Genomic DNA, 26,918 nt, shown 5'->3' with positions numbered 1-26,918 from the left:
GCCCTCGCCTTGAACTTGCGCTGCCCCCCTGCTCCGCGTCTACTCTCTGCCCATGTTGCGGACCCGGTTTGCCGGGATGACGGATACCGGGCTCCTCCGGGACCACAATGAGGACAACCTCCTCGTCAGCGAGGAGTACCGTGTCGTGGCCGTGGCGGATGGAATGGGCGGACACCGCTCGGGCGATGTCGCGAGCCAGCTTGCCGTGAGCACGCTCTCGGACTTCCTGTCCGTGACGGTGGGGAGGGACGCCACCTGGCCCTTCCCTGCCGATCCGAACCTGACCGAGGAGGAGAACTACGTCGTCACCGGCCTCAGGCTGGCGAACCGGCGCATCTTCGATCGCTCGCTGAAGACGCTCGCCGACTTCGGCATGGGCACGACGATCGTGGCGGCGATGTTCTCCAAGGACGCCGAGCACGTGACGGTGGGTCACGTCGGGGACAGCCGCTGCTATCGCCTGCGCGACAGCCAGATCACGCAGCTGACCCGCGACCACTCGCTCGTCAGCGACGCGGCGCACATGGCCCCGTGGATGACCGAGGAGGAGGTCCGGCAGCTTCCGGCCAACGTCATCACGCGCGCGCTCGGCATCCGCGAGGACGTCCTCGTCGATCTCGTGACGGACGAGACGCGGCACGGTGACGTGTACCTCCTCTGCTCGGACGGCCTGTCCGGGCTGGTGAGCGACGATCAGATCCTCGAGCTCGTGATGTCCAGCGGCTCGCTGGACGCTGCGTGCAAGGCGCTCATCGATCGGGCGAACTACTTCGGCGGCACCGACAACATCACGGTCGTCCTCGCCCGCGTCGAAGAGGTGCCCGACGGCAAGCGCCCCTTCAACGACGAGCCCACGCAGGAAAGCCGCTAGCCCGCGCCGCCGCTCGGCGGTTGCGCGCGGGCTCCCGCCGCCGCCGCGCAGGCCTCACCTCCTGCGCGGTGCGCTCTCGCTCGGGGCATCGAGCTATCCCCCTCGGGCCGGGCAGCTCGGCGCCGCGCTCCCGCCGAGCGCAGCGCTGCCATCACCCGCGCGCACGACGCCCCGCGCCGATGCGTCGGCGACGCGTCGGCTACAGGACGAAGTGATCCATGAGCTGAAGGACCTCCAGGTTCAGCCCCTTCAGCGCGGCGCACTCGCGCTCCACCTCGGCCTGGAAGACCGGCTTGATGTGGTAGAGCATCGTCGGCAGATCCCTCGGCGCGCGGAACTTCTGGAGCTCGACGGCGAGCGTCTGCGGCGTGTGGTGGCCGCTCACGGTGGCGAGGCGCTGCTCCCGGTTGGGGAAGCTGACCTCCATCAGCAGCGCGCGGAGGTCCTGCTGCTGGTTCAGCACCTCCCACAGCCGCTCCGTGGGCCCGGTGTCGCCGCTGTACGCGATCGCGCCGCCGTCCCCTTCGATCACGAACGCCGACGCGTCGATCGTATGCGTCACGTGGACCGCCCGCACGAGTCGCCCGGCGACCGGCGTGGGGCGCTCCGGCTTGAGCTCGAGGTACTGGATGGTCGGCTGCCCGGCGCTCGGGATCACCGCGAAATCGGGCCAGAGCACGTTGTTGAAGAAGTGCTTCTTGAGCGTGCGCAGCGTCTCGCGCGTGCCCGCGATCACGAGCGGCGGGCACCCGAGCTGGCAACGGTTGTCCGCGATCGTGGCCAGGTCGCGGATGTGATCGAGGTGCGCATGGCTCACGAGGCACGCCTCGATCCGCGCCTGGTCCTTCACCTCGAGCCCGCTCGTCAGCGAGCCGGCGTCGATCGCGAGGACGTCGTCCACGACGAACGCGCACGTGCGATGCCTGGGGGTCTCACCGCCGTGGCAGCCGATGACACGCAGCTCCACTGGTTCAGCTCTCTCCGCCGAACTTCTGCGGCATGTCCAGGAACTCGATGAAATCCCGGAACCTGCGCATGTCGGTCACCATGATCGCCGCGGGTGCAGGCGGCCCGTACGAGAGGAGCCTCAGCCGGCGGAGCCGCTTCATCACCTCGTCCACCGTCTCTTGCTCGACGTCGACCTCGCGCGCGATGTCCTCGGGAGAGGAGCGGACGCGTATGCCTTCAGGCGTCTCCTCCCCGAAGGCCTCGGCGTGACGCGCGAGCGCGAGCATCACGCGCGCCTTCGGGTCACGGTGCATGAGGATCTCGACGAGCGAGTTCGCCGCGTCGAGCCGCTTCGCCAGCTTCTTGAGGAGACGGAGCGCTATCTCGACGTCGCGCTGCAGCATGACCTCCAGCTTCCGCGCGTCGATCACGAGGCAGCGGGACGGCTCGCTCACGGTGGCCGTCGCGTTCCGGGGCTTGCCGTTCAAGATCGCCATCTCGCCGACGAACTCGCCGGGCCCGAGCACGGCGAGCACCTTGTCCTCGCCGGCGACCGACTTCGTGATCCGCACGGCGCCCGACTGGATGACGAACATGACGTCGCCGGAGTCCCCCTCACGAAAGAGCACGTCGCCCGGCACGTACTCGTGGCCATAGCGGGCGAACGACGACTCCGACATTGCCCGGGAGTCTAGCGCCCCACGTGACCGCGGGTCAAAAACCCGGGCAAGAGCGCTGGCCCTCACAAAACTCGAGGGGCCCCCCAAGCCACCATGCTTTGGAGGACCCCTCGGCCCGCTTCGTCGGGAGCAGCGCGCTCAGCGGGCCGGCGCCGCGCGGAGGCGGCGGCAGCCCGAGAGCGGCGCGGACAGGCGATCAACCCATGTCGAAGTCGCCCATGCCGCCCATGCCGCCCATACCCCCCATGCCGCCCATACCCCCCATGCCGCCGGGAGCGCCGCCGCCAGCGGCCTTCTCCTTCTTGGGCTTCTCGGCGATGAGGGCCTCGGTCGTGAGCATCAGCGCGGCGACGCTGGCCGCGTTGGAGAGCGCGTGCCGCACGACCTTGGCCGGATCGATGACGCCGCCGGCGAGCAGGTCCTCGTACGCGTCGGTCGCGGCGTTGTAGCCGAACGTCGGCGCGCCCGACCGGACCTTCTCCGCGACCACCGTCCCGTCGACCCCCGCGTTCTGGGCGATCTGGCGGAGCGGCGCCTCGACGGCGCGGCGCACGAGCCGCACGCCGACGTCGCGCTCGTCGTTGAACTTGAGCGACTCCAGCGAGGCGGCCGCCCGGAAGAGGGCCACGCCGCCGCCGACCACGATGCCTTCTTCGACGGCCGCGCGGGTCGCGTGCAGCGCGTCCTCGACGCGCGCCTTCTTCTCCTTCATCTCGGTCTCGGTCGCCGCGCCGACCTTCACCACCGCGACGCCGCCGGCGAGCTTCGCGAGCCGCTCCTGGAGCTTCTCGCGATCGTAGTCGCTCGCCGTGTCCGCGATCTGCTTGCGGATCGCCTCGATGCGGCCCTTGATGGCGCCCTTGTCGCCCTGGCCGTCGACGATGACCGTGTTGTCCTTGTCGATCTCGACGCGCTTGGCCGTCCCGAGATCGCGCACCGTGGCGCTCTCGAGCTTCTGGCCGAGGTCCTCCATGAACGGCGTCGCGCCCGTGAGGATGGCGATGTCCTTCAGCATGTCCTTGCGGCGATCGCCGAAGCCGGGCGCCTTCACGGCGGCGACCTTGATCGTGCCGCGCAGCTTGTTCACGACGAGCGTGGCGAGCGCCTCACCCTCGATGTCCTCGGAGAGGATGAGCAGCTCGCGCCCCTGCTTCACCACCTGCTCGAGCAGCGGCAGGAGGTCGGCCATGGCCGAGATCTTCTTCTCGTGCACGAGGATGAGCGGGTTCGTGAGCACCGCGGTCATCTTCTCGGGGTCGGTCACGAAGTAGGGCGAGAGGTAGCCGCGGTCGAACTGCATGCCGTCGACGGTCTCGAGCTCCGTCGTCATGCGCTTGTTCTCCTCGACCGTGATCACGCCCTCCTTGCCGACCTTCTCCATGGCGTCGGCGAGGATCTGGCCGATCTCCTTGTCGCCGTTGGCGCTGACCGTGGCGACCTGGGCGATCTGGTCCTTGTCCTTGGTCGGCTTGGCGGCCTTCTGCACGGCCTCGATGACCTTCGCGACCGCCGCGTCGATGCCGCGCTTCAGGTCCATCGGGTTGTGGCCGGCCTCGACGAGCTTGAGGCCCTCGCCGAAGATCGCCTGCGCCAGCACCGTCGCCGTCGTCGTGCCGTCGCCCGCCTTGTCGCTGGTCTTCGAGGCGACCTCGCGCACCATCTGGGCGCCCATGTTCTCGAGCTTGCCGGCGAGCTCGACCTCCTTGGCGACCGTGACGCCGTCCTTCGTCACGACCGGGGAGCCCCAGCTCTTCTCGATGACGACGTTCCGCCCCTTCGGCCCGAGGGTCACCTTGACCGCATCGGCGAGCGTGTTCACGCCCTTGAGGATCGCGGCGCGGGCGCCGCGGCTAAAAACGATCTGCTTCGCAGCCATGTCTCAATCCCCTCGCGGCCGCGCGGCCGCGTGTGCAAACGCTTGCGTTCGGTTGCCTCAGGCCTTGTTCACGTCGCGGCGGACTCGGTCACGGCGAGCACGTCGTCCTCGCGGATGAGCACGTGCTCCTCGCCGTCGAGCTTCACCTCGGTGCCGCTGTACTTGCCGAACAGCACCTTGTCCCCGACCTTCACATCGAGCGGGCGAACCTTGCCGTCCTTCAGGACCTTGCCGTTGCCCACCGCGACGACGCGCCCCTCGATCGGCTTCTCCTTCGCGGCGTCGGGGATGATGATGCCCCCCTTGGTCTTCGTCTCGCTCTCGACGCGCTTGACGACAATCCGATCCTGCAGCGGCCTGATTTTCATGCTGGCTCCCTCGTCCTCGGCTTGTTGACTGACCATCGGCTCGCCGGAGGTCCCGTTCGCCCCCCCGCTGGGGCATTCCGCCCGCACGACAAGAGCTAAGTGCCCGAGATCGCAGTGTCTTGGCACTCTCCTAGGCCGGTGGCTAAACCGCGGCCGAAAGTAAATCAGTCACCCGGCGCGTCAAGGGCACGCAGCAGGGAGCCGCGACTTTTCCGGAGCCGAGAGTCCGGAGGGGCGAAGCCGAGATGTCTGGAGAAGCGATGCCGAGGGAGCGGTCGCGGCGTCGTGAAGCCTCCTCCAGGGACGAGCCCCCTCTCTGACCGGGGACGAGCCCCCTCTCCGACAGCACGCAGGGCACGCTGTAGACAACCTGGACGGATCATGGCGACAGCGCGGCGTGCGACGACAACGGACGGAATGCAACGAGGGCGGAGCGGGTTGAGCGAGGAGAGCGAGGGGGTCGAGCAGCGGGAGGCCTTGCTGAGCCCGTAAAGCGCACGAAACGTCGGGGATTTTGGTGCCGAGCATTTTTCTTCGTCGGGCCCGATTTTGATCGCTTGACAATCCAGGCAGCCCAAGTAGATTCCGCGGCCCGTGGCGCTGATGAACACGGCGCTGACCCCTTGGGGGATCGTCTAACGGCAGGACGCAAGATTCTGGCTCTTGCTATCAAGGTTCGAATCCTTGTCCCCCAGCCAGGCCGCTCAGCTCTGCTGTCGGTCTTCTCCACAGAACAAGGTCCCATCGTCTAGCGGTTAGGACATCGGCCTCTCACGCCGGTAACGCGGGTTCGATTCCCGCTGGGATCGCCACTTTCACACACTTTCGCCTCGTTTCCTGCTGCTTCCGCTCGATGTCATGCGTCGAGCGCGACGCGAAGCACAGCGCCATCTGACGAGCGCGCGAGCACGCAGAGCAGCAAAGACGTCTTGCGCCGTTCACGTTGCGCTACCCTCCGGCGCATGGCCGCGCAGGACGTAGAGGAGCTCTTCGACATCCTCGATGACGGCGGCCGGCCGCTCGGCGTGCGCAAGGCGCGCGGGCTCGTTCACCGCGACGGCGACTGGCACCGGAGCGTTCACGTGTGGGTGCTCCTCGAGCGCGGGCCCGATGGCCTGGAGCTGGACAGCCGCCAGAGCGCCGCGGATCCCTGGGTGCTCTTCCAGCAGCGCAGCCCGGACAAGGACACCTGGCCCAGCGCGCTCGAGGTCGCCGTGTCGGGGCACTACCGCGCCGGAGAGGATCTCGCGGGGGCGCTGCGCGAGGCGGAGGAGGAGATCGGCCTGCCGCTCTCGCCGCGCGATGTGGTCCGGCTCGGCACGCGCCGCAGCCAGGACGATCACGCGCCCGGGATCGTCGACCGCGAGCTGCAGGACGTGCTGCTCGCGACGACCCGCCGCGCGCTCGCGGAGCTGCGTCCCGATCCGCACGAGGTGACCGCGCTGCTGTCGCTCCCGCTCGACGCGGCGCTGCGCCTCGTCCGAGGCGAGGTGCCCCGCGCGAGCGGCCTCGTGCGGCGGCCGCCGGACGCCGCGGGCGCGGTGAAGGTCGAGCCGCGCGACGTGCGGCTCGATGAGTTCGTGGTCGCGCGCGACGGCTACTTCGAGCGCGCGCTCGACACCATCCGCCGGCGCCTTGCTGGCGACGCGCCGGCCCCGTGGCTCCTCGGCTAGGACGCCGGCGCTTTCTCCTCGCGTCCGTCCCGTCAGCCTGAGCCGCGGCGCGCGTCCGCCGGCCGCCGGGGCTTCTCGGGAGGCAACGCCGACGCGACGAGGAACCCTTCAGCGCGGTGCGGGGCGAGCCCGCAACGCGCGTTCATGCGCTTGGCGATCTCGTCGCCGGCCCTGACGAGCGCATAGAACCACCGGATCCCGAAGCGATCGTGCCCTTCCCGGAGCACCGCCGCCTGGAGGGGGGCCCCGAGCCCCCGTCCGCGGTGGTCCTCGCGCAGACAGGTGCAGATCGGCATGGCCGTCCACGACGGCGCCTCGTCCACGTCGGAGATCCAGAGCGGCGGGGCGCCCAGCAGCCCGAGCTGGGCGAGCGCCTCGCGGCCGCCGACCTCGGCAGGCTGCGGCCGCGTCACGACGCACAGGGTGGTGCAGCCGATCAGCGCGCCCGCGCCGTCGCGCAGCGTGAGCGTCAAGGAGCGGCCCTCGCCGCCGCGCAGGTACCACCCCGGGAGCGGCGCGTGGCCGCCCTCGGCCTGGAGCTCCTGGATCGCGCGGATCGAGGCCTCGTCGTCGTCCGGCGACACCCTGGACAGGCGCAGGCCCGGCGGGAAGGCGCGAAACCGGCCGAGCCCCTGCACGGCGGCGCGCACCTCGCCGGCCGGGGCGCCCATCACCGAGAAGTCCTCGTCCACGGAGAGCCCCGCCTGGCGCAGCGACGCCGAGAGCGCGGCGAGCTCCGGCCGGGGGGCGTGCAGGAGCACGCGCTCGAAGCAGCGCACGAGCGCCTCGCGCCGCTCCGGCGGCGTCCGCTGGGCGTGCAGCAGGATCAGCGAGCGCCCGTCGGTGGTGATGCCGTCCTGCTCGCCGATCCAGTCGCGGGCCGCGTACAGGATCCGCTGAGCACGGTAGTCCGCAGCTTCACCGAAACACCCCGGTCCGTCCGCCGGAGCGGGGCCGCGCTGTTGCGGGGCATCGTCGCGATCGAGGTCGAAGGCAAGCATCATGGCGGCATCCCTCCTGTCGAGAAGCAACGGCGGCTTCCACGAATGGCGGCCCTCGAGGAGCCGCCACCCGGCGCGGGACGCCCGCGCCCAGCGCCCGGGCGAGCCCCTGCCGCGCCGCGCAGGTCCACCGGCGAGATGGCCTGACGCGGCGGTGCGCGCATGCGGGAGAACTCCGCTCCACCAGCGGCTGTGCAGCCCGCGTGTCGAGACTTCAACTTATCCCTGCTCGGCGATCGCGCAAGCGGCGACATGCCATGATCCGGGCAGCGCTCCAGCCGGGACACGCATGCTCACGCACGCTTACAAGCAATTGAAATCGCTAATGAATCATGCCAACATCCACCATCGCCCACAAGGCACCTCGCCGCCCGACGGGGCCGCGGCGTGGACATAGAACGACCTAGCCTGGAGAGACGCATGGCCCCGGGCACCCGCGCGTCGGGGGCGGACCGGCGAGGGGCGCCGGACCAGGGGGCTCGCGCTCGCTCGTCGTGGCCTTCGGTGGTTGAGGACGATCGCGCGCCCTGGTAGGTTGGCGTCCAGTATTGCGCGATGACCACCGCCCTTGTCACCGAACCCGACGACGACGCGCCCGTGATGCCACGTCCGTTCCTCAAATGGGCGGGCGGCAAGGGCCAGCTGCTCCGACAGTTCCAGCCGCTCCTCCCCGCGTCGTACGGGCGCTACTTCGAGCCCTTCGTGGGGGGAGCCGCGCTCTTCTTCTGCCTGCAGCCGGAGCGCGCGACGCTGACGGACGTCAACGCCGAGCTCATCGACTGCTACCGGGCCGTGCGCGACAGGGTCGAGGAGGTGATCGCCGCGCTGGGCAGCCACGCCTACGAGCAGGCGCACTACTACAAGGTTCGCGACGTCGATCCCGCCTCGCTCACGCTGCCCGAGCGCGCCGCGCGGACCATCTTCCTGAACAAGACGGGGTTCAACGGGCTCTACCGGGTCAACAGCGCCGGCCGCTTCAACGTGCCTTTCGGCCGCTACGTGAAGCCGGCCATCTGCAACCCGCCCCAGCTGCGGGCCTGCTCGGCGGCGCTGCGGGGCGTCGAGCTCGAGGTCCGTGACTTCGAGCGCGTGCTCGACCACGCCCAGGAAGGCGATTTCGTCTACCTCGACCCGCCGTACTCGCCCGTCTCGTCGACCGCGAACTTCACGTCCTACAGCGCGGGCGGCTTCGGCTTCCGCGACCAGGAGCGCCTCGCTGCGCTCTTCGCGGAGCTCGACGGGCGAGGCGTCCAGGTGATGCTCTCGAACTCCGATGTTCCGGAGATCCCGCCGCTCTACAAGCGGTTCAAGATCGACCGCGTCGCGGCGCTCCGGAGCATCAACGCGAAGAGCGACGCCAGAGGCCGCGTGGGGGAGATCGTGATCCGGAACTACGGGGCCAGGCGGAGCCGCAAGGCGGCGCCCGCGGACAAGGCGGGCTGAGCCCGGCGCCGCCGCGCGGCGCGCGGCTCACTCAATCGACGGTCTTCCCCTCGTGCTTCTTCGGATCGGGGGCCGCGCGCTCCTCGGCGTACGCCATCGCCACCTCGATCTCCTCGTGGATCTCGGGCGAGGTGACCTTGTTCCCCGAGGGATCGACGGCCTCCCACACGAAGCCGCGGAGCTCACCCGGGCGCTCGGGTATCCAGCGGACCCGCAAGGTCCAGCCGTGCAACTCGGCCGTATAACCGCCTTCCTCGTGATCCCGCTGCCATGCAGAGACGGTCGGGTGCTTCACCATCGCGAGGTCTCCGGCGCCGAAGGTCGAGAGGACAGAAGAACTGTTCCCGAATGGCCGCGCTCCCCCCCCGAGCAACGCCGCCGTCCGGGAACACGGGGAAGATAGCAGGCGCCCGGCGCACGGCGATCAGGCAGGCGTGTGTTCCTCATGCGGAGGCACCTTACCCGAATCCCAGCGCGCGCCGAAAGGTCCTCGCCTTCCGATGGGGTCGTCAGCGCGAGCAGCGTGAACAGCACAGGCATCATCGCGCCGACGGGCGGCGCCTGCGACGCGCACCGCATGCTACGAAGCATGCATGGGGGCAGGAATCGTCGTCTTCTTCGGGCTCGCGCTCGTCGGCTATCTCCTGGTTGCCCCGCTCGTCGCCTTCGTGTTCGCCGTCCGGGCCAACCGGCGCAACGAGGACCTGCTGCTGCGGATCCACGCGCTGGAGCACCGGGTGGCCGAGCTCTCCGGGCATCGTGGCCGCGCAGCGCTCATCGCAGCGGCGGAGAGCCCGCGAAGCACACACGACCTGGAGCAAGAGAGGATCGCCCAGGGCGCGATCCCGCCCCCAGCGGCGCCCCGGCCCGCGCTCGATGCCGAGGGCGCAGATGCACCGCCCGCGCTCGATGCGGCGACCACCGGCGTGCCGCCCGCGCTCGACGCGGCGACCACCGGCGCGCCGCCCGCGCTCGACGCGACGACCGCCAGCGCGCCGCCCGCGCTCGACGCGACGACGGCCGGCGCCTTTCCTGGGATCGCGGATCCGACCGCTACCGCGCCCCCGGCGCTCGCGTCCACGGCGTTCGCCGCCGCTTCGACCGCGGCGCCCCCGGACGTCGCGTTCCCGGGCCCCGCCGCTCCTCCGCCGCCTCGCGCGCCTCGCCCCGCGGCGACGCTCGAGGCGAGCGCGTTCGGCGCTGGCTCGCCCGCGCATCGCGAAGCCCAGGAGCGACCCTCCATCGAGGAGCGGCTCGGCCTCACCTGGCTCACCCGCGCAGGCGCGACCACGTTCTTGCTCGGCGCGCTCTTCTTCTTCAAGTACGCCTCGGACAACGCCTGGATCGGGCCGTTCGGGCGCGTCGCGATCGGCGCCGCCACCGGCGCCGCGCTCCTCGCGATCGCCGAGGTGCTCCACGGGCGCGCGCAGCGTCGGTTCGTCCACACGCTCATCGGCCTCGGCCTCTCGGTCCTGATCGCGTCGGTGTGGGCGAGCGCCACGCTGTACGAGCTCGTCCCGATCCCCGCCGCATTCGCGGCGGACACGGTGCTCCTCCTGCTCGGCGCCGGCCTCGCGCTCCGCCACCGCGGCGAGGCCATCCTGATCCTCAGCCTCGTCGCCGGATTCCTCAACCCCGTCGTGCTGTCGACGGGGCAGGACCGGCCGCTCGTCCTGTTCGGCTACCTCCTGCTCATGACGAGCGTCGTCCACGCCGTCGCAGCGAGGCTCGGCTTCCGCGTCGCGCCGTGGCTCGCGATCGCAGGCCACACGGCGCTGTTCTGGGGCTGGTACGCCAGGCACTTCGACGCCAGCGCCGCCCCGGCCGGCGGAGACGCGGACGCGGCGCCCTGGCTCGACTCGCCTGCGCAGGCGCTCCCGGGGCCTTACTTCGCGCTCGCCGCGCGCGCTGCGCCCCTCGCGTTCGTCGCGCTCGCCACGGCGCAGGGCGTCCTGCGCGCGCTGTGGCTGCGCCGCGCGCCCGCCACGAGCCCCGACCGAAGCGTCCCGCCGACCGGGGCGGAGGCGACCGGCGTCCTCCGCGTCGCGGCGCGCGCGGACGCGACCGCGACCAGCATCGCCGCGCTCGTGCTCGCGCACGCGGGCGCGACCGCGCTGCTCTTCGACGCGCCGCGCGCGCTCACGGCCGCCGCGATCACGCTCGCGCTCGCGGCGCTGGTCGCCCTGCGCGCGCCCGACGAGGGCGCCTGGCTGCTGGCGCCGATGGGCGCCGGCTTCCTTTCCTTCGCCGCGACGTTCGCGGACGCGCCAGCCGCGCATCGCACGACGCTCGTCGCGCTGGTCGCGGCCTGGACGCTCGTCTACCTCGCGGGGTGGCTCCGCGGCGGCGCCGGGCTCGCGGGCCAGCTCGATCGGAAGACCGCCATCGCGTGCTCCGCCGGCGCGGCGCTCTTCGCCTGCACGGCGGGCATGCTGCTGATCGAGGCCGACGCGGCGCTCTTCGCGCTCGCGCTCGCGCTCGCGGCCGCCCTCGCGGCGTGGACGGCCGCGCGCGCCGCGCTCCCCGCCCTGCTCCTCGCCGCGGCGATCCTCTCGGCAGGCGCGCTCGCCGCGGCGGCGCATTTCGCGATCGCGCCGGCGGACGCGGGCGCCTCGGCGTCCATCGACGCCGCCGGCGCGGCCGGCGCGGTCGGCGCGGTCAACGCAAGCTTCCTCGGCGCCTCGGCGCTCGTCATGCTGGTGTTCCTCGGCGCCGCGGGCGCCTCGGCGCGGCGCCCGCGCGAGCCCGGCGCGCCGGCGCTCTCCTGGTCCGACGCGCTCGCCGCGTGCGTGGCGACGCTCGGGTTCGTCGCGGCCGCGCTCGGCGCCACGCCGGAGGACACGCCGACGCTCCGCGCGCTGCTCACCGCGGGCGCCGGCGCCCTGGACCTGGCGCTCGGCGCCGCGCTCCTCCGCGCAGGCGTGACCCGCGCCGAAGCCGCGCCCCCCGCCGATCGCATCGCCCTGCTCCTCGGACAGGCGCTCGCCCTGTTCGCCGCGTCCGCCGCGTTCGGGCTCGGCGGCGCGACGGTGACCGTGATCTGGAGCATCCTCGCGGCCGTGGCGGCCGCGATCGCGGCGCGCACCGGCGAGCGGGTCTGGCTCGCCATCACCCTGCTGCTCTTCGCCGCCGCCCTCACGCGGGCGCTCGTCGTCGATCGGGCCCAGGCCGAGGCGCTCGTGACCACCTGGTTCGCGACGCGCGGCCGCGACGGGACGATGGCGGTTCCCGTCCTGCTCAACGCGAGGACCTATGCGTTCACGGGCGTGAGCGCCGCCCTGCTCGCCGCGGGGCGGCTGCTGTCGCGCGCGGCGTTCGCCCGCCCCCTGGACGCCGCGCGCGCCGAGCTGCGCGGCGCCGCGGCCGCGGCGCTGGGCGCCGGGTATGCCCTGCTCATCACGACCGTCGTCCTCGAGGTGCGGAGCGCGATCACCGCGCTCCCCGCCGCCCCCCCTGCCCCGCTCGACGCGTCCGAGTTCGCCGAGCTCACCATGCAGCACCGCGCCGCCCTGGAGGGCCAGGAAGGCAGCCTCGCGATGGCGACAACGCTCGTGCTCGCCCTCGCGGCGATCGCGCTGCTCACCGCGGGGTTCGCGGCGCGCGACACCTTCCATCGCTACGCCGGGCTCTCCCTGTTCGCCGTCACCATCGCGAAGCTCGTGGCCTGGGACGTCTGGCACGTCGAGCGCATCTACCAGATCGCCCTCTTCACGGGCGTCGGGGCGCTGCTCGTCGGCGGAGGGTTCCTCTACGCGCGGTTCGGCCGGCGCCTCGTGACGCTCCTGCGCGCCGGATCGCGGGGCGCGGCCGGGCCGCTCGCGCTGCTCGCGGCGATGAGCCTCGCGCGGCCCTCCGAGGCGCAGACCGGCGCGGCGCTCCCGATCGAGAAGCACGCGCTCGTCCGGCCCATCGAGGGCGTGGACGCCGCCGGCGATCACCGCGTCGACGTCGATCTCGATCTCTACCGCGAGAGCCGCGCAGAAGAGCTGCTCGCCGACGTCCGCATCGCCGGCCCCGACGGCGCCGAGGTGCCCTACGTGCTCCGCGAGCCAGGCGCCGCGCACTCGTCCGGGCGGATCGCGGCCACGATGCTCGATCCGGGGGTCGACGCCGCCGGCGTCGCGCAAGCGACGTGGGCGCTCGACGCGCCCGGCACGCGCCACTGCCACGTCGAGCTCAGCGTCATCGGCGGCAGCTTCCTCCGCGAGGCGCGGGTCGAGACCGGCACGGATCCGAGGTCGCTCAGCGAGGTCGCGCGCGGCGCCTACGTCTACCGCATCCCCCAGGGATCGGAGACGGTCGAGCACCTGTCGGTCCGCTATCCCCTCTCGCGCGCCGCCCTGGTCCGGATCCGCCTTGTCCCCGAGGGCGCCCCGGCGCGCGACGCGGCCGCGGACGTCCGGATCACGGGCGGCGCCGTCTCGTGCGAGACGCAGGCCCCCGCCGAGGCCCCCGCGCTGCTGCCGCTCGCGATCGTCGAGACGCAGCGGGACAGCGAGGCGAAGACGACCCTCGTCACGCTCGACGCCGGCGCCGACGGCGCGCCGCTGGAGGCCGTCCTCCTCGACGTCTCCACGCCGGAGTTCAGCCGCCGCGTCGACGTCGCCTCGACCACGTACCGCGCCGTCTGGCCGGCCGTGGGGAGCGGCATGATCCATCGCATCCGCCCGCACGGCGAGTCAGGGCCCTCGCTCGCGTCGACGCGCGTCCCGTTGAACCCCACCCGGAAGCGCTTCCTCCGGCTCACGATCCACGACGGTGACTCGGCGCCGCTCTCCCTCTCGGGCGCGCAAGGCGAGGTGCGGGCGCGCGAGGTCGTGTTCCGCGCCGCGCGGCCGGGCCCGCACCGGCTCTACGTGGGCGACGCGCTCGGCAAGCGCCCAAGCTACGACCTGGTCGACCTGCTCGACCACACCGTGCGCGAGCGTCCCCCCGCCGCGAGGCTCGGCGCCGCAACCGCGAACCCTGCGCTCGGCGCCGCCCCTGTCGCGCGCGACCTCCCGTTCACCGAGCGGCACCGCACGGCGATCGGGGGCGCGCTGGCCGTCGGGCTGCTCGCGCTCTCGCTGTGGGCCGCGCGGCTCCTGAAGCGAGGGGAACAGGAACAAGGAGAACGAGGGGCGCCGCCCGACGACCGCACGCCGCCACGGCAGCGCACAGCAGACAGCGAGCCCGGACCGTGATGTGCTCGCATGTTGCCGTGGGTCGCCGGGAGCAGGTCGCTCCGGCGTCCGGATCGACCATCGAGGTGGATGCACCATGAGAGGCGGGCGCTTCGTCTACTTGGGTCTCTGCGCGAGCATCGGGGCGGCGCTCTGGTCCTCGGGCGCGTGCTCCGCGACGGCGCACCTCCAGCAGGCGCCTGGCGAGGGCGGCGGGGGCGCGACCAGCGCCACGACGGCGGAGGCGGGCGCCGACGGAGCCACCGGTGCGACGGGCTCCTGGGCTGATTTCGGCGACGGCGGCGCGCCGACGGAGGACGGGGCCTCACCCGACGAGGACGGCGACGGGTTCACCGTCGAGGACGGCGACTGCAACGACGGCGACCCGAACGTCAACCCAGGCGCCGTCGAGGTCGTGATCACGGAGCCTGACCAGAGCGGCGCGGTGCCCGAGCCAGTCGACGAGGACTGCGACGGCGTGATCGACAACGCGCCGACGGCCTGCGACAGGAACATCGCTCCCGCCGACTTCGACGCCATCCACGGGGCCCACGCGATCGACCTCTGCGCCAAGGCGTCGCCCGGCGACAGGAAGTGGGGCGTGCTGAGCGCGCAGTACGTGCGCGGCGACGGCTCGCCCGCGGCGCCCTCGCCCGCTGTGGGCGTGCTCGACTCCTTCGGCCCCAACGTGCGCCCGCAGGGCGGGACCCGCCTGCTCGTCCTGTCCTCGGGCCGCGCCCGGATCGCCCAGTGGCCGGGCGCGTGCAACGCGGACAGCTGCAAGAACTACGGATCGGGCACGGCGCCGCCCGGCTTCCCGCAAGACAACCCCGCGTGCTCTCCGTCGGCGAACATCAACGACGACATCGCCCTCGAGCTCGTCATCCGCACGCCGACGAACGCGACCGGCTACGAGTTCGCGTTCAAGTTCTACACCTTCGAATACCCGGAGTTCGTCTGCGACGCCTTCAACGACCAGTTCGTCGCCCTGGCGACGCCGGCCCCGCCAGGGTCGCTCAACGGCAATCTGTCGTTCGACAGCGTGGGCAACCCCGTCAGCGTCAACATCAGCTTCTTCGAGGTCTGCGAGGGCTGCCCGCTCGGGACTGACGAGCTCGAGGGCACCGGCTTCGGGCTCTGGAACGACGCCGGCGCGACCGGCTGGCTTCGCACGCAGGCCCCGGTGACCGGCGGCGAGGAGCTCAAGCTCCGGTTCATGATCTTCGACACCGGGGACGACAGGCTCGACTCGACCGCGCTCGTCGACGGCTTCAAGTGGGTCGCGAACGGCGGCACCGTCCCGCTCGAGACCGCGCCCGTCGAGGATCCCCGGTAGCGCCCCGGCGTCCGGACCACCCGAGCCCTCCGGAGCACGCGCGCCGGCCGCGCGGCGCGCCGCGCGCCGTGGCCGGCGCGATCCCGGTTCTCATGGTCAGGATTGTTGCGCTGGACGATACAATGCCGCCATGCTGCTCCCTTCCTTGGAGAACCTCGCCTGCTTCGAGGCCGCGGCGCGAACGCTGAACTTCCGGACCGCAGCGCGCGCCGTCGCGCTCAGCCCCGCCGCGTTCGGCCAGCGCATCCGGCAGATCGAGGAGCAGGTCGGCGCTCCGCTGTTCGAGCGCACCACGCGCCGGGTGCAACTGACGCCGCGCGGGCTCGCCTTGCTGCCGCGCGCCCGCCAGTGCCTGGCGCTCGCCGAGGACTGCCTCCGCAGCGCGATGCGCCCCGCTCCCGCGCCGGTCGAGCTGACGCTCGGAACGCGGTTCGAGCTCGGGATGTCGTGGATCGTCCCCCAGCTCGGCGCGCTGACGCGGCGGCGCCCCGAGCTGACGCTCCACCTCTATTTCGGCGCCTCCGACGACCTGCTGAGGCGCCTCCACGACCGCAGCGTCGATTGCGTCGTCACCAGCGCCCGCTGGAGCGCCACGAGCCTCGCGGCGGAGACGCTGCACGAGGAGCGCTACGCGTTCGTCGCCTCCCCCAGGCTGCTCCGGCGCGAGGCGTTCGCCCGCCCGGAGCACGCGGCGCGGCACTGCCTGCTCGACATCGACCCGACCATGCCGCTGTTCCGGTACCTCGCCGATCAGGCGGGCGGCGCCGGCCGCTTCGCGTTCGCGCGGCACCGCTGGGTGGGGCTCGGCGCCGCCATCAAGGCGCTGGTCCTCGCCGGCGAGGGCGTCGCCGTGCTCCCGCGCCACATGGTCGCCGCCGAGCTCCGCGGCGGCAAGCTGAAGCGGCTCCTGCCGTCCGCGCCCCTCGCGCGCGATCATTTCCGGCTCGTCTACCGGCGCGACGACCCGCGGAGCTCGCTCTACGCGAAGCTCGCCGAGTCGCTGCGCGCGGTGCCGATCCAGTGAGGCGCGCGCTCGCCGGCGCCGCGCGGAGCAGGGTGAACGGCGTAGACTCCCGACCGAGGACCATGAGCGATCTCCCCGGCGCCAGCGCGCGCCTCCCCGCGACGCCGATCACGGCGCAGGACATCAACGGCGGACCGGACCCCGAGCGCCGCGTCCCCTTCGTCATCACGGCGCCCGGCGTGTACGCCCTCGTGGAGGACGTCGACTGGGTGGCGCGGGACGCGAACGCGCGGGCCATCACGATCGCGAGCGACGATGTCACCCTCGACCTGGGCGGCAGGACGCTGCAGCAGATCGACCCACCGGCGCCCGTCGTCGCCCCCGACCCGGGCGCGAGGCCTTGCCTGGGCGAGGTCGTCTCCGGGAACGTCGGCGTGTTCGCCGAGGGGAGGGCGCGGCTCGTCATCAGGAACGGCAGCGTGCTCGGGATCCAGGGGGTCGGGATCGCGGCCAGGGCGTGCAGCCAGCTGGATCTGCTCGATCTGTCCGTCCGCCGGTGCGGCGGCGACGGCGTGATCGATACCGGGTTCCTGTGCCGCAACGGCGGGATCTTCGTGATGGGCGCCCGGGACGCGGCCGGCGGCGTCGCCTTCGCGGAAGGCATCCGGATGATCAACTGCGTGTGCTCGGAGAACACGAGCCGGCTCGATTTCGTCGTGACGCTGGGCGCGCTCGTCCTGTTCTGCGACGACGTGCAGGTCAAGGAGTGCGTGTTCAACCGCACGGCGAACACCAGCGCCCAGCCGAGCGGCGTGCAGTTCAACGTCGTCGGCGTCGACTTCGTCATCTGCCGCAATGTGCTCGTGGAGGACTGCGAGGCGCACGACAACACGTCGGGCGGAGAGCCGGCCGGCTTCTTCGCGTGGGGAGAGAACTACAAGTTCCTGCGCTGCAGGGCGAACCGGAACTTCACGCTCACCGGGAACCGCGCGTGCGGGTTCAACATCTCGACCACGAGCAACCTGGAGATGGTCGAGTGCGAGGCGGACGGGAACTACAACGCGAACCCGGCCGCGTCCGCCGATGCGGTCAAGGATTTCTCCGCGCTCGGCTTTCGCATCGGCAGGGCGGTGTACCGCGGGCTACTCGAGGGCTGCCGCGCGATCGGCAACCACGGCGCGAGCGTGAACGCGCCCGCCGGCGGCTTCGCGCTCCACTCGACCCGCCACGTGGTGCTGAGGCGCTGCGTGGCCGTGGGGAACAGGAACGCGAGCGGGGCCGCCGAGGACGACGGGCTCGCGGCCGGGTTCATCGCCTCGACGCCGCTCGCGGATCCGCAGGGCGGGCTCGTGGGCGGCGAGGGCAACGCGTTCGTCGACTGCATCGCCGACGGCAACACCGTCCACCGCGCGCCGCTGTTCGTGCAGCCGCCGGCCCCCCCGGTCGACGCCGGTCCGTCGCGCGGCGACCCGCAGAAGGGCGCGGGGTTCCTGCTCGAGCGGCAGAGCGACGCGAGGATCATCGGCTGCCAGTCCGCGAACAACGACGGAAAAGGGATCTGGCTGAGGGCCTGCGCGCGCGCGCTGGTCGAGGGAAACACGCTGTCGAGGAACGCGCTCTTCGGCATCCAGAACGAGGACCCCGCAGGGCTCAGCGCCTTCACCGGCAACCGGGCGCACCTCAACGGGTCCCGGCACCGCCACAACTACGTCGGCCTGCCGCCGGGCACGCCGGTCCGCAAATGGACGCTCGGCTCCCCTCCCCTCGACGGCCCTCCGGACGGGATAGCCAACCTCAGCACCCGGCTGCCCTGAGGCGTCCGCGAGCGCCTCGCGGCGATCACCGGCCGCGGGCGAGTGCGCCCGGAGTGATCCCGAACCGCCGCTTGAAGAGCCGTGTCAGGTGGCTCTGGTCGGCGAAGCCGAGCGCGCCCGCGAGCTCCCCGATCGGGCGGCCGCCGGCGAGCAGCGCCTCGCGGGCGCGGTCGAGCCGCCGCCGCGTCACGTAGGCGAGCGGCGGCTCCCCCAGCGCTCGCTTGAACTCCCGCGCCATGTGCGCGGGGCTCAGCCCGGCCACGCCGGAGAGCGCCTCCAGCCCGAAATCGTCGCCGAGGTGCGCCTCGATGTAGTCGAGCAGGCGCCGCAGCGTCGCAGGGGACAGCCCTCCCCGAGCCGGCCGCTCCGGCCGGGCCGCATGGCGGGCGCCGAGCCGCGCCGCGAGCCCCGAGAGCATCGCGTCCGCGAAGAGCGCGCCCGTGGCGCCGCCGCGCGAGACCTCGACCAGCAGCGCGCGCAGCACGTGCTCGATCTGGGCGTCCACGAGCCCCACGCGGGGCTCCAGCAGCAGCTCCCGCACCCCGGCGAGCCGCGCGAGCCGCGCAGGGTCGAGCACGAGCGCGCCATAGATCGTGGCCTCGCTCACGCGATGAGAGAAAGGCACCTCCGCGGGCTGGAGCCAGAGGCTGCCGGGCGGCATCTCCACGCGCTCGAAGCCGCGCTGGCCCTTTCGCTCGAAGCGCAGCGGCGCGTCCGCGAGGTTGATGGCGATGTAATGGCCGGCGACGGCGAGGTGGTCTGTCTCCCAGGACGGGTTCACGCCGAGCTCGGCCACCATGCCCGTCCAGCGCAGCGAGCGGCTGGACGCGCGGATCTCCGCCTGCCGGAGCGCCTCGATGGGCTCGCGGGTCCCGGCGCGGACGAACGGGATGGCGCTGTGGGAGGCACGAGAGACGCGAGATGCGCGGGATGCCATTGGAGAGCCGGCCCCAGCATGCGCCTGCGGCGCGTGGCCGGTCAACGCAGCAGCCCGGTTCCAGGAAGCGCAGCGGCGTTCTATAGCGCCCTTCCCGCCCGCCCTAGGCTGCCCGTCGCCGGGCGACGACTGCGCCCGAGGAGGACGACCATGGAGATGTGTTACAAGCTGCTCGGCGGCAGCGGGCTCAAGGTCTCGGAGATCAGCCTTGGCACGATGACCTTCGGCGAGGACTGGGGCTTCGGCGCGTCGGCCGAGGCGTGCCGCGGCATCCTCGAGGCGTACCGCGCCCGCGGCGGCAACTTCATCGACACCGCCAACAAGTACACGAACGGCAGCGCCGAGCGGATCGTCGGGGAGCTCGTCCGCGGCGACCGCGGCGCGTGGGTCATCGCGACGAAGTACTCGCTCTCGATGAACGACGCCGATCCGAGCGCGAGCGGCAACGGCAGGAAGAACCTTGTCCAGTCCGTCGAGGCGAGCCTCAAGCGCCTGGGGACGGACTACATCGATCTGCTCTGGGTCCATGCGTGGGACTGGACGACGCCGGAGGCCGAGCTCATGCGCGCCCTCGACGACGTGGTGCGCGCGGGCAAGGTGCTCTATGTCGGCATGTCCGACGCGCCTGCCTGGGTCGTCTCCCGGGCGAACGCGATCGCCGAGCTCCGGGGCTGGTCGCCATTCATCGGCATCGAGATCGAGTACAGCCTGATCGAGCGCACGGTGGAGCGGGAGCTCGTCCCGATGGCGTCCCGGCTCGGCCTGGGCGTGCTCGCGTGGGCGCCCATGGCCGGCGGCGTGCTCACGGGCAAGTACACGCGGGGCGGCGGCAAGGACGCCGCGCGCGCGGCGATGAACCAGGGGCGCCTGGACGAGCGGGGCCTGCGCGTCGCGCGCGCGGTCGACGCCGTGGCCGACGAGCTCGGGTGCTCCTCGGCGCAGGTGGCGCTCGCGTGGCTCAGGTCGCGCCCGGCGCAGGTGATCCCCATCATCGGCGCCCGGAAGCCCGAGCAGATGCAGGACTGCCTGGGCTGCCTCGACGTCGTCTTGCCCGCCGCGGCCCTCGAGAGGCTCGACGCGGCGAGCCGGGTGCCGCTCGGCTTTCCTTACGAGTTCCTGGGCGACCCTGGCACCGAGCGGGTCGTCTACGGCGCCACGGCGGCGCGGCTCGACGTGACCAACCCCGTCCGGCGGCTCGCCTCGGGCGGGTGACGCTGGCCGCTCCGCCTCGCTCGCGCGCGCGCGCGTCAGCGATTCCCGTCCTGCGCCTGCTCGACGCGCGCCCGGATGGCCGCGACGGCGCGCGCCGAACCGTCCAGGTTCTCCGCGTTGAGGAGGCTCTTCGGCAGCGGCAGCTTCGGCCGGAGGAACACCTCGAGGGACAGGCGCGTCGACTGGGCGTCGATCTTCTCGAGCCGCCAGGTGGCCTGGAGATCTTGCACATTGCCGGAGATGAAGCGGGACGCGTAGGTCTCGACGCCATCCTCGACGACCGGCTTCTGGATCTCGATGCGCGCCCACATCGTGACTGCGCCCGAGAGGGCCGAGACCTCCATGTAGAGATCCCACCCGCCCGCGGGCGTGCGCCCGAGCAAGCGGCACTTCTTGTAGTGCGGCATGAACTCCGGATAACGCTCGAACGAGAGCACGGCGGCGCGCACGCGCTCCAGCGAGCCCTTCACGACCACCGTCGACCGTCCACGCGCAAATCCGGTGCTTCCGATCGGGACTGCCATGCTCGTGATCCCGGTCGTATCGGGCGCCGGCTGCGCGCTCTCGGCCTGCTCGCCGTCGCTCGTGGCGGCCGGCAGGACATCGCCTCTGGCGCGCTGTGCCGGCAGGCGCGGTACATCCAGGTTGATCCCCGGTTCCCCCGTGCTGCACGCGGCGGCCGCGAGGGCGAGTCCCCCGGCGAGCGCGCGCGGGATCGGTGCGCGATGGCCGGTCGTGGTCGAGCGAGTTCTCCGCATGGAGGCCCAGCTTGCCAGCGACGTGCCGGCCGCCCCCATCGCCCGATGATACCGTGCAACACATCCGCTCGGGCCGCCTCCGTCCCTGCCACCAGGAACGGATCATGCGCCCATCGAGCGCGGAACACCACGAGCTCCCTCCCGGTTCTCCACGAGAGCTCGGAAGGCCCCACTCTCCTCCTTCCCGCTGCTATCGATTAAGATTCGCCTGAGAGATAGGCTGTCAGGCTCGGAATGGGGACGCCTGTCGGGCGGCCGAACTGCCAGTCCGCCGACTCGACCCCGACGCCGCCGATGTCGAGGTGGATGAACGGCAGCGCCCCCCCCTTGAGCCCCGAGGCGATGTCGAGGAACGCGAAGGGGAACTGGTGCCCGCGCGGCGTGTTCACCGAGGCGAGGCGGTTCGAGGAGACCACATCCTCGGCGCTCGACCGGGGCGCCACGAACGTGTAGTCCTCGCGCCGCGGCCGGACGCGCTCCATCGGCTCGCCCCAGCGCTCCGCGAGGACGTCGAGCCGATCGAGCTCCTCGCGCGCGGCGGAGTTGCCGATCGCGCCGGTATAAGGCCCATGGGCGCGGTAGACGTGCCCGGTCAGCGTCGCGACCGAGAACACGATAGGGTCCGCCGCGCCGCTCATGGCGAGCTCCCGCGAGAGCGCGAGCAGGTCAGCCAGGATGAGGCGCCCCTCGGCGTCGGTGTTGCCGATCCGCACGCGCACGCCGGCGCGGCTGCGGATGATCTCGTCGCTCACATAGGACTCCTCGCCGATGCTGTTGCGCACGAGCCCGAGGAGCCCGACGATGCGCACGCCCTCCAGGCCGAGCGCCGCGGCCGCGCGCACGAGGCCGGCGACCGCGCCGGCGCCGCCCTTGTCCCGGGACATCCCGGCCATGTGCCCGTCGGTCTTCAGATCGACGCCGCCCGTGTCGTAGGTGACGCCCTTGCCCGCGAGCAGCACCGTTCGCCGGATCTCCCCGCGAGGCCTGTAGTCGAGCCGCACGACGCACGGCCGGTGCCGCTCGACGACCCGCGACGCCCGCGAGACCGCGCTGATGAGCGGATAGTCATCGACGTTGCGCTCGATCTTGACGAGCACCCCCGTCCTCGCGAATGCCGCCTCGCACATCTCGGCGACGCGGCGGGGCGCCATCCGCTCCGGCTCGGTGCCCGTGATGTCGCGGCAGAGCGCCCGGCCGACCTCGATGGCCGCGATCTCGCGGGCGCGCGCCTCCGACAGCCCGAGCACCGCGACCGACTCGGCCGAGCGCGGGGCCATCTCGGCCTCCCGCGCCTCGAGCGGCGTCCACTGGCTCCCGAGCGCGGCGAGCGCGCCCACCTCCACGGCCCGCGCGAACCGCGGCGCAGCGCCCACCGGAGCGCGCACGACGAGCAGCGGCCGGCTCGCCCCCGCGTCCACCGCCCGCGCGAAGCCGGCCGCCGCCGCCTCCGCGACGGAGCGGACGTCATCGACGTCTTCCGAGAGCGGCCCCATCGGCGCGAGCACCAGGCGCCCGCCAGGCACCCCCGGCGCCGGCAGGACGAGCGGAGCACACTTGCCCTCGAGCGCGGAGTCGACGCGCGCCGCAGCCTCGACCACCGCGCCCACGGCGGACCCGAGCCCCCCCGCGTACTTCGCGATGGGCGATGGCGCGACGAGGACGACAGCATCGCAGGCCGCGATCGCCGCGGTCGACTCCGCGAGGGCGTTGGCGGGCAGCCCCGCCAGGGAGGTGACATGGACCATGGCGGCGAATGATGTCACATGGGTCAGCATTTTTGCAGCACCCGTCGCCGCCGATAGGGCACCGACATGGCACCGACACGCGCCCCGAGGAGCAGGCCTGGCGCGCGCGGGCATGGCCCGCATGCCTGGCGCGCGCGCCATGCCCGCGCGCCGAGCGGCCTAGTGCGCTCGTCCGCCCCTGCGGTCACGCGCGAGGCGGCCGGCGTCGAGCTCCGCGCCGCTTCAGGAGAAGAGCACGACGCTGCGGATCGACTCGCCTTCGTGCATGAGGTCGAAGGAGTGGTTGATGTCATCGAGCGGCATCGTGTGGGTGATGAGCTCGTCGATCTTGATCTTGCCCTCCATGTACCAGTCGACGATCTTGGGAACGTCGGTGCGCCCCTTGGCGCCGCCGAACGCGGTGCCCTTCCAGACCCGCCCGGTGACGAGCTGGAAGGGGCGCGTGGCGATCTCCTCGCCGGCCCCCGCGACGCCGATGATGATGCTCGTCCCCCAGCCCTTGTGGCAGCACTCGAGCGCCTGGCGCATCACCTTGACGTTGCCGATGCACTCGAAGCTGAAATCGGCGCCGCCCCGGGTCAGCTCGACGAGGTAGGGCACGAGATCCCCCGCCACCTCGTTCGGGTTGACGAAGTGGGTCATGCCGAACCTCTCGGCCAGCTCGCGGCGCTTCGGGTTGATGTCGACGCCGACGATGATGTCGGCGCCGGCCATCCGGGCGCCCTGGATCACGTTCAGCCCGATGCCGCCGAGGCCGAAGACCACCACGTTGTCTCCAGGCCTCACCTGCGCGGTGTTGATGACGGCGCCGATACCCGTCGTCACGCCGCAGCCGATATAACAGACCTTGTCGAACGGCGCGTCCTCGCGGATCTTGGCGACGGCGATCTCGGGGAGGACGGTGAAGCTCGAGAAGGTCGACGTGCCCATGTAATGGTGAATCCGCTCCTTGCCGATCGAGAACCGGCTCGTCCCGTCCGGCATGAGCCCGCGCCCCTGCGTGGCGCGGATGGCCTGGCACAGGTTGGTCTTTCCGCTCGTGCAATAAGAGCACTGCCGGCACTCGGGCGTGTAGAGGGGAATCACGTGATCGCCCTTCTTGAGGCTCTTCACGGACGGCCCGACGTCGACGACCACGCCCGCGCCCTCGTGGCCGAGGATCGCGGGGAAGAGGCCCTCCGGATCCTTGCCTGAGAGCGTGTAAGCGTCGGTGTGACAGACGCCGGTCGCCTTGATCTCGATGAGGACCTCGCCCTCGCGAGGGCCCTCTACCTGAACGTCCTCGACCGTCAGCTTCTCGCCGGCCTTGTGGGCCACGGCTGCGCGCGCTTTCATGATCGGTGGTTCTCCTCCCGCAAGCGGGGCGTTCGGGGCCGAGCGGCGCCCGAGCCCCTCCAATAGCCGGGCGGGGAAGCAGGTTTCAAGGGGGGACCCCCGCTGGCGAAGCCCCGCGCCGTCCGCCGTCCAGCCTGCCCGCATCTCGCCGCCCGGCCTGCCCGCATCTCGCGGCCCGCTCGCTGCCCGCGCCGCCACCCGAGGATGGCGTTCGCGTGACAGCACGCGTACGATCACCCCGCTGTCCTTATGAACGCACTCCGTTGCCCACCCGGTCTCCGCGCGCTCATCGCAACAGCCGCGCTGGTCCTCGTCGCCTGCTCCGGCGTGAGCTCGCCTGCTGGCGGGGCGTCCGGCAAGGGCGCTGGGGGCGCGGGCGGCGGTGGTGGCGAGGGCGCCCCCTCCGACGGTGGCCACGGAGGACAGGGAGGCGGTCCGGGCGACGCCATGGAGTGTGTCGACGAGTGCCCCGCTGAGAGCGCGGGTATCACGATCGGCTGCAAGAAGCGCTTCATGTTCGGAATGAACTATGCGTGGCACAACTTCGCCGGCGACTTCGGCGGCATCGCCGCGTGGGGCAAGCGCGGCGTCGCGGCCGAGGCGGAGACGCACGCGAAGAACCTCGCCGACATCCGTGCTCACGGGGCGAGCGTCGTGCGGTGGTGGATGCTGCCGGAGATCCGGGGCGAGAGCGTCGTCTTCGACACGAGCGAGAACCCGACAGGCCTCGGCGGGACGACGCGGCGCGACGTCCAGAAGGCGCTAGAGCTCGCCGAGCAGGCGGACGTCAACCTGGTGTTCTGCCTGTTCTCCTTCGACAACTTCCACCCGACCCGGCTCGACGCCGACGTGAAGACCGTCGGTATCACCTCCATCGTGAAGGACGCGAAGCGGCGCGCGAAGCTGATCGACAAGGTCGTCCGCCCGATCGCCAAGGCCGTGGCGCAGAGCCCCTACCAGCGCCGGATGGTCGCGTGGGACGTGATCAACGAGCCCGAGCTGGCCATGACCGGATCGAGCCCGGACGACGGCCCTCGCTACGAACCCGACCCCCAGGTGGAGCCGATCGAGCACGCGCAGATGGCGGCCTTCCTCGGCGACACCATCCTGGCGCTGCGCGCGGAGAGCACGGCGCTCATCACGATCGGCTCGGCGTCGATGAAGTGGGCGCGATCCTGGCGAGACGCCGACGTCGATTTCTACACCTTTCATATCAACGACCGGGTCAACCTGTACTGGCCATACAACCAGTCGCCCAAGGACTACGGCATAACCGATAAGCCGGTCATCATGGGAGACTTCCCCATCGCCGGCCTGGCCACGGCCGCTTTGCCGACCCTCCTGGAGAGCTGGTACAGCCACGGATATGCGGGCGCGATCAGCTGGGCCTACAGCGACGCGACCGCGACCGAGCTCGACGCGATCAAGGCCTTCTCCGACGCGAAGGGCTGCGACGTGAAGTACTGAGAGCCCCGCTCAAGACAGCCAGTAGTCGACGAGGGAAGCGCCCGTCACGTCGTGGGCGACCCCGGCCGCGATCGCCCACTGGGCCAGCGCGCGGCCCAGCGCCGCCATGGTAGGGAAGCGCCCTTCAGGGTCCTTGGCCAGGCCGCGCTCGATGATCTCCCAGAGCCGCGGGTGCAGATCGAGGGCCTCCGGGCGGGGCGGGGCGGCGCGCAGCACGTCGTGCACGATGGAGATGCTGCTCGGGCCGCCGAACGGGCGGCGGCTGCTCACGAGCTCGTAGAGCACGACGCACGCGCTCCACACGTCGCCGCGCGCGTCCGACTCCTGCCCGCCGCGGACCTGCTCGGGCGCCATGTAGGCCGGGCTCCCGACCAGCGTCTCGCCCCGCTCGTCGCCCGCCGCGCGCACCGCCGTGGAGGCGATCCCGAAGTCGATCAGCTTGGGGACGGTGCGGCGGCCCTCGCGCACGAGGACGATGTTCGCCGGCTTCACGTCCCGGTGCACGACCCCCGCGCCGTGCGCCGCGCCGAGCGCGCCGATCACGGGAAGGAGCAGCTGGACCGCGGAGATCGGCGACATCGCGCCCGACTCGGCGAGCACCTGGGCGAGCGACCGGCCCTGGAGGAGCTCCATCACGGCGAACGGCTCTCCCTCCTCCGTGAAGCAGAGATCGAAGATCCGCACCGCGGCGCGGTGCGACACCCGCGCCGTCGCCTGCGCCTCCCGGGTCAGCCGCGAGGCGGCCTCCGGGACGGCGCAGTCGCGACGGATGAGCTTGAGCGCGACATCGAGGCTCAGGGCGAGATTCCGCGCCTTCCACACGGCGCCCATGCTGCCCTCTCCAATGAGCTCCATGAGGCGATAGCGCCCCCCGAGGACGTCGCCTGGGGCGTAGCGCCGCAGCGCGGCGGAGCGCGGGTCGATCGCGGGGACCGCCCGGGCGGCAGCCGCGGGCGAGCCGGCAAGGCCGGTCCGCAGCGTGGCGGGCGGTACGCTCGCCGGGGTGGCCGGAGCGTCGCTCGGCGCCTCCAGCGGCGCGACGTCCCCGCCGTGACGGAAGGCCGAGCCAGACGGCCGCGACAGGCGGCCCGACGTCCGGAGGTCGACAGGCTCGAACGGAGGGCGGTGAGACGAAGGCCAGCGCGGAGACCGCGGCGAGCGGTACGCACGCTGAGAGGCTCGGCCCCCACTCGGAGGGCGGGATCGATTCGACGCGGGATCCATCGAGGCGCCATGTGGCGTCGTGGAGCTGTCAGTTCGGTGGCTGTCCATGTCCTTTGCTCTCGGGTATTGCAAGGAGCAGGCCGCTTAAAATCGCCGCAGATCCG

The 26,918-nt window shown here is 72.1% G+C and carries 20 protein-coding genes and 2 tRNA genes; 11 read left to right on the top strand and 11 right to left on the bottom strand.

From position 1 onward, the window contains the following. The first annotated feature begins 52 nt into the window (after nucleotides 1-52). Complete coding sequence (locus WMF14_RS16015) at nucleotides 53-871, top strand: PP2C family protein-serine/threonine phosphatase (protein ID WP_012235416.1); 819 nt, start codon at nucleotides 53-55, stop codon at nucleotides 869-871. Between the two features lie 199 nt (nucleotides 872-1,070). Here the strand turns inward: WMF14_RS16015 and WMF14_RS16010 are convergent, their stop codons facing one another. The 4 genes from WMF14_RS16010 to groES all read right to left on the bottom strand — a co-directional run bounded on the left by WMF14_RS16010 (nucleotide 1,071) and on the right by groES (nucleotide 4,743). Beyond that, entirely contained in the window at nucleotides 1,071-1,838 is a 768-nt protein-coding gene (locus tag WMF14_RS16010) for an MBL fold metallo-hydrolase (RefSeq protein ID WP_272097994.1), read from the bottom strand. A gap of 4 nt (nucleotides 1,839-1,842) precedes the next feature. Continuing rightward, nucleotides 1,843-2,499: a Crp/Fnr family transcriptional regulator gene (locus WMF14_RS16005; RefSeq protein ID WP_437801905.1), complete on the bottom strand. Its 657-nt coding sequence runs from the start codon at nucleotides 2,497-2,499 to the stop codon at nucleotides 1,843-1,845. Between the two features lie 196 nt (nucleotides 2,500-2,695). After that, the gene (groL, locus tag WMF14_RS16000) at nucleotides 2,696-4,375 is read right to left on the bottom strand and encodes a chaperonin GroEL (RefSeq protein ID WP_437801903.1); all 1,680 of its coding nucleotides are present in this window, start codon (nucleotides 4,373-4,375) and stop codon (nucleotides 2,696-2,698) included. A gap of 68 nt (nucleotides 4,376-4,443) precedes the next feature. Then, on the bottom strand, nucleotides 4,444-4,743 hold the full coding sequence (gene groES, locus WMF14_RS15995; protein WP_272097991.1) for a co-chaperone GroES: 300 nt from the start codon (nucleotides 4,741-4,743) through the stop codon (nucleotides 4,444-4,446). A gap of 624 nt (nucleotides 4,744-5,367) precedes the next feature. Between groES and WMF14_RS15990 the strand changes: the two genes are divergently transcribed. From WMF14_RS15990 to WMF14_RS15980, 3 genes are all read left to right on the top strand, one after another. After that, nucleotides 5,368-5,441 (top strand) — tRNA-Gln (locus WMF14_RS15990). Nucleotides 5,442-5,480: 39 nt separating this feature from the next. After that, a tRNA-Glu gene (locus WMF14_RS15985) sits at nucleotides 5,481-5,555 on the top strand. 150 nt (nucleotides 5,556-5,705) lie between these two features. Beyond that, on the top strand, nucleotides 5,706-6,416 hold the full coding sequence (locus tag WMF14_RS15980) for an NUDIX hydrolase (RefSeq protein WP_437801901.1): 711 nt from the start codon (nucleotides 5,706-5,708) through the stop codon (nucleotides 6,414-6,416). A gap of 32 nt (nucleotides 6,417-6,448) precedes the next feature. Here WMF14_RS15980 and WMF14_RS15975 read toward each other — a convergent pair whose 3' ends face one another. Then, nucleotides 6,449-7,420 carry a hypothetical protein gene (locus WMF14_RS15975; protein WP_437801899.1) on the bottom strand — a complete coding sequence of 324 codons (972 nt, stop codon included), beginning with the start codon at nucleotides 7,418-7,420 and terminating at the stop codon, nucleotides 6,449-6,451. 552 nt (nucleotides 7,421-7,972) lie between these two features. Here WMF14_RS15975 and WMF14_RS15970 point away from each other — a divergent pair. Continuing rightward, nucleotides 7,973-8,860, top strand: a complete 888-nt coding sequence (locus WMF14_RS15970) for a DNA adenine methylase (protein ID WP_437801897.1) — start codon at nucleotides 7,973-7,975, stop codon at nucleotides 8,858-8,860. A 31-nt stretch (nucleotides 8,861-8,891) separates the two neighbouring features. On the opposite strand, the gene WMF14_RS15965 is transcribed toward WMF14_RS15970, so the two are convergent. Continuing rightward, nucleotides 8,892-9,158, bottom strand: coding sequence for a hypothetical protein (locus WMF14_RS15965; protein ID WP_437329549.1), 267 nt, complete (start codon nucleotides 9,156-9,158; stop codon nucleotides 8,892-8,894). A gap of 295 nt (nucleotides 9,159-9,453) precedes the next feature. Between WMF14_RS15965 and WMF14_RS15960 the strand changes: the two genes are divergently transcribed. The 4 genes from WMF14_RS15960 to WMF14_RS15945 all read left to right on the top strand — a co-directional run bounded on the left by WMF14_RS15960 (nucleotide 9,454) and on the right by WMF14_RS15945 (nucleotide 18,136). Then, the gene (locus tag WMF14_RS15960) at nucleotides 9,454-14,043 is read left to right on the top strand and encodes a DUF2339 domain-containing protein (protein WP_437801894.1); all 4,590 of its coding nucleotides are present in this window, start codon (nucleotides 9,454-9,456) and stop codon (nucleotides 14,041-14,043) included. Nucleotides 14,044-14,119: 76 nt separating this feature from the next. Then, nucleotides 14,120-15,358, top strand: coding sequence for a choice-of-anchor L domain-containing protein (locus WMF14_RS15955; protein ID WP_437801893.1), 1,239 nt, complete (start codon nucleotides 14,120-14,122; stop codon nucleotides 15,356-15,358). Between the two features lie 130 nt (nucleotides 15,359-15,488). After that, nucleotides 15,489-16,382: a LysR family transcriptional regulator gene (locus WMF14_RS15950; RefSeq protein ID WP_272097984.1), complete on the top strand. Its 894-nt coding sequence runs from the start codon at nucleotides 15,489-15,491 to the stop codon at nucleotides 16,380-16,382. A gap of 62 nt (nucleotides 16,383-16,444) precedes the next feature. Beyond that, a complete protein-coding gene (locus WMF14_RS15945; protein WP_437801891.1) occupies nucleotides 16,445-18,136 on the top strand; it encodes a right-handed parallel beta-helix repeat-containing protein in 1,692 nt (563 codons plus the stop codon). A gap of 25 nt (nucleotides 18,137-18,161) precedes the next feature. Here WMF14_RS15945 and WMF14_RS15940 read toward each other — a convergent pair whose 3' ends face one another. Then, nucleotides 18,162-19,073 (bottom strand): helix-turn-helix domain-containing protein, encoded by a 912-nt coding sequence (locus WMF14_RS15940; protein ID WP_437801889.1) that lies wholly within the window; start codon nucleotides 19,071-19,073, stop codon nucleotides 18,162-18,164. A gap of 156 nt (nucleotides 19,074-19,229) precedes the next feature. Here WMF14_RS15940 and WMF14_RS15935 point away from each other — a divergent pair, with 156 nt between their 5' ends. After that, on the top strand, nucleotides 19,230-20,285 hold the full coding sequence (locus tag WMF14_RS15935) for an aldo/keto reductase (RefSeq protein WP_437804222.1): 1,056 nt from the start codon (nucleotides 19,230-19,232) through the stop codon (nucleotides 20,283-20,285). A gap of 35 nt (nucleotides 20,286-20,320) precedes the next feature. Here WMF14_RS15935 and WMF14_RS15930 read toward each other — a convergent pair whose 3' ends face one another. The 3 genes from WMF14_RS15930 to WMF14_RS15920 all read right to left on the bottom strand — a co-directional run bounded on the left by WMF14_RS15930 (nucleotide 20,321) and on the right by WMF14_RS15920 (nucleotide 24,123). Continuing rightward, a complete protein-coding gene (locus tag WMF14_RS15930; RefSeq protein ID WP_437801887.1) occupies nucleotides 20,321-21,043 on the bottom strand; it encodes a type II toxin-antitoxin system RatA family toxin in 723 nt (240 codons plus the stop codon). A 197-nt stretch (nucleotides 21,044-21,240) separates the two neighbouring features. Further along, a complete protein-coding gene (locus WMF14_RS15925; RefSeq protein ID WP_272097979.1) occupies nucleotides 21,241-22,788 on the bottom strand; it encodes an aminopeptidase in 1,548 nt (515 codons plus the stop codon). A gap of 222 nt (nucleotides 22,789-23,010) precedes the next feature. After that, nucleotides 23,011-24,123, bottom strand: a complete 1,113-nt coding sequence (locus WMF14_RS15920; RefSeq protein WP_437801885.1) for an S-(hydroxymethyl)glutathione dehydrogenase/class III alcohol dehydrogenase — start codon at nucleotides 24,121-24,123, stop codon at nucleotides 23,011-23,013. A gap of 249 nt (nucleotides 24,124-24,372) precedes the next feature. Here WMF14_RS15920 and WMF14_RS15915 point away from each other — a divergent pair, with 249 nt between their 5' ends. Then, complete coding sequence (locus WMF14_RS15915; protein WP_437801883.1) at nucleotides 24,373-25,590, top strand: hypothetical protein; 1,218 nt, start codon at nucleotides 24,373-24,375, stop codon at nucleotides 25,588-25,590. Nucleotides 25,591-25,599: 9 nt separating this feature from the next. Here WMF14_RS15915 and WMF14_RS15910 read toward each other — a convergent pair whose 3' ends face one another. Further along, nucleotides 25,600-26,445 (bottom strand): serine/threonine-protein kinase, encoded by an 846-nt coding sequence (locus WMF14_RS15910; protein ID WP_437801882.1) that lies wholly within the window; start codon nucleotides 26,443-26,445, stop codon nucleotides 25,600-25,602. Nucleotides 26,446-26,918: the final 473 nt, after the last annotated feature.

This window comes from Sorangium sp. So ce693, from assembly GCF_051521375.1.
Lineage (GTDB): Bacteria > Myxococcota_A > Polyangia > Polyangiales > Polyangiaceae > Sorangium > Sorangium atrum.
This window is presented reverse-complemented; position numbering and strand designations above follow the sequence as displayed.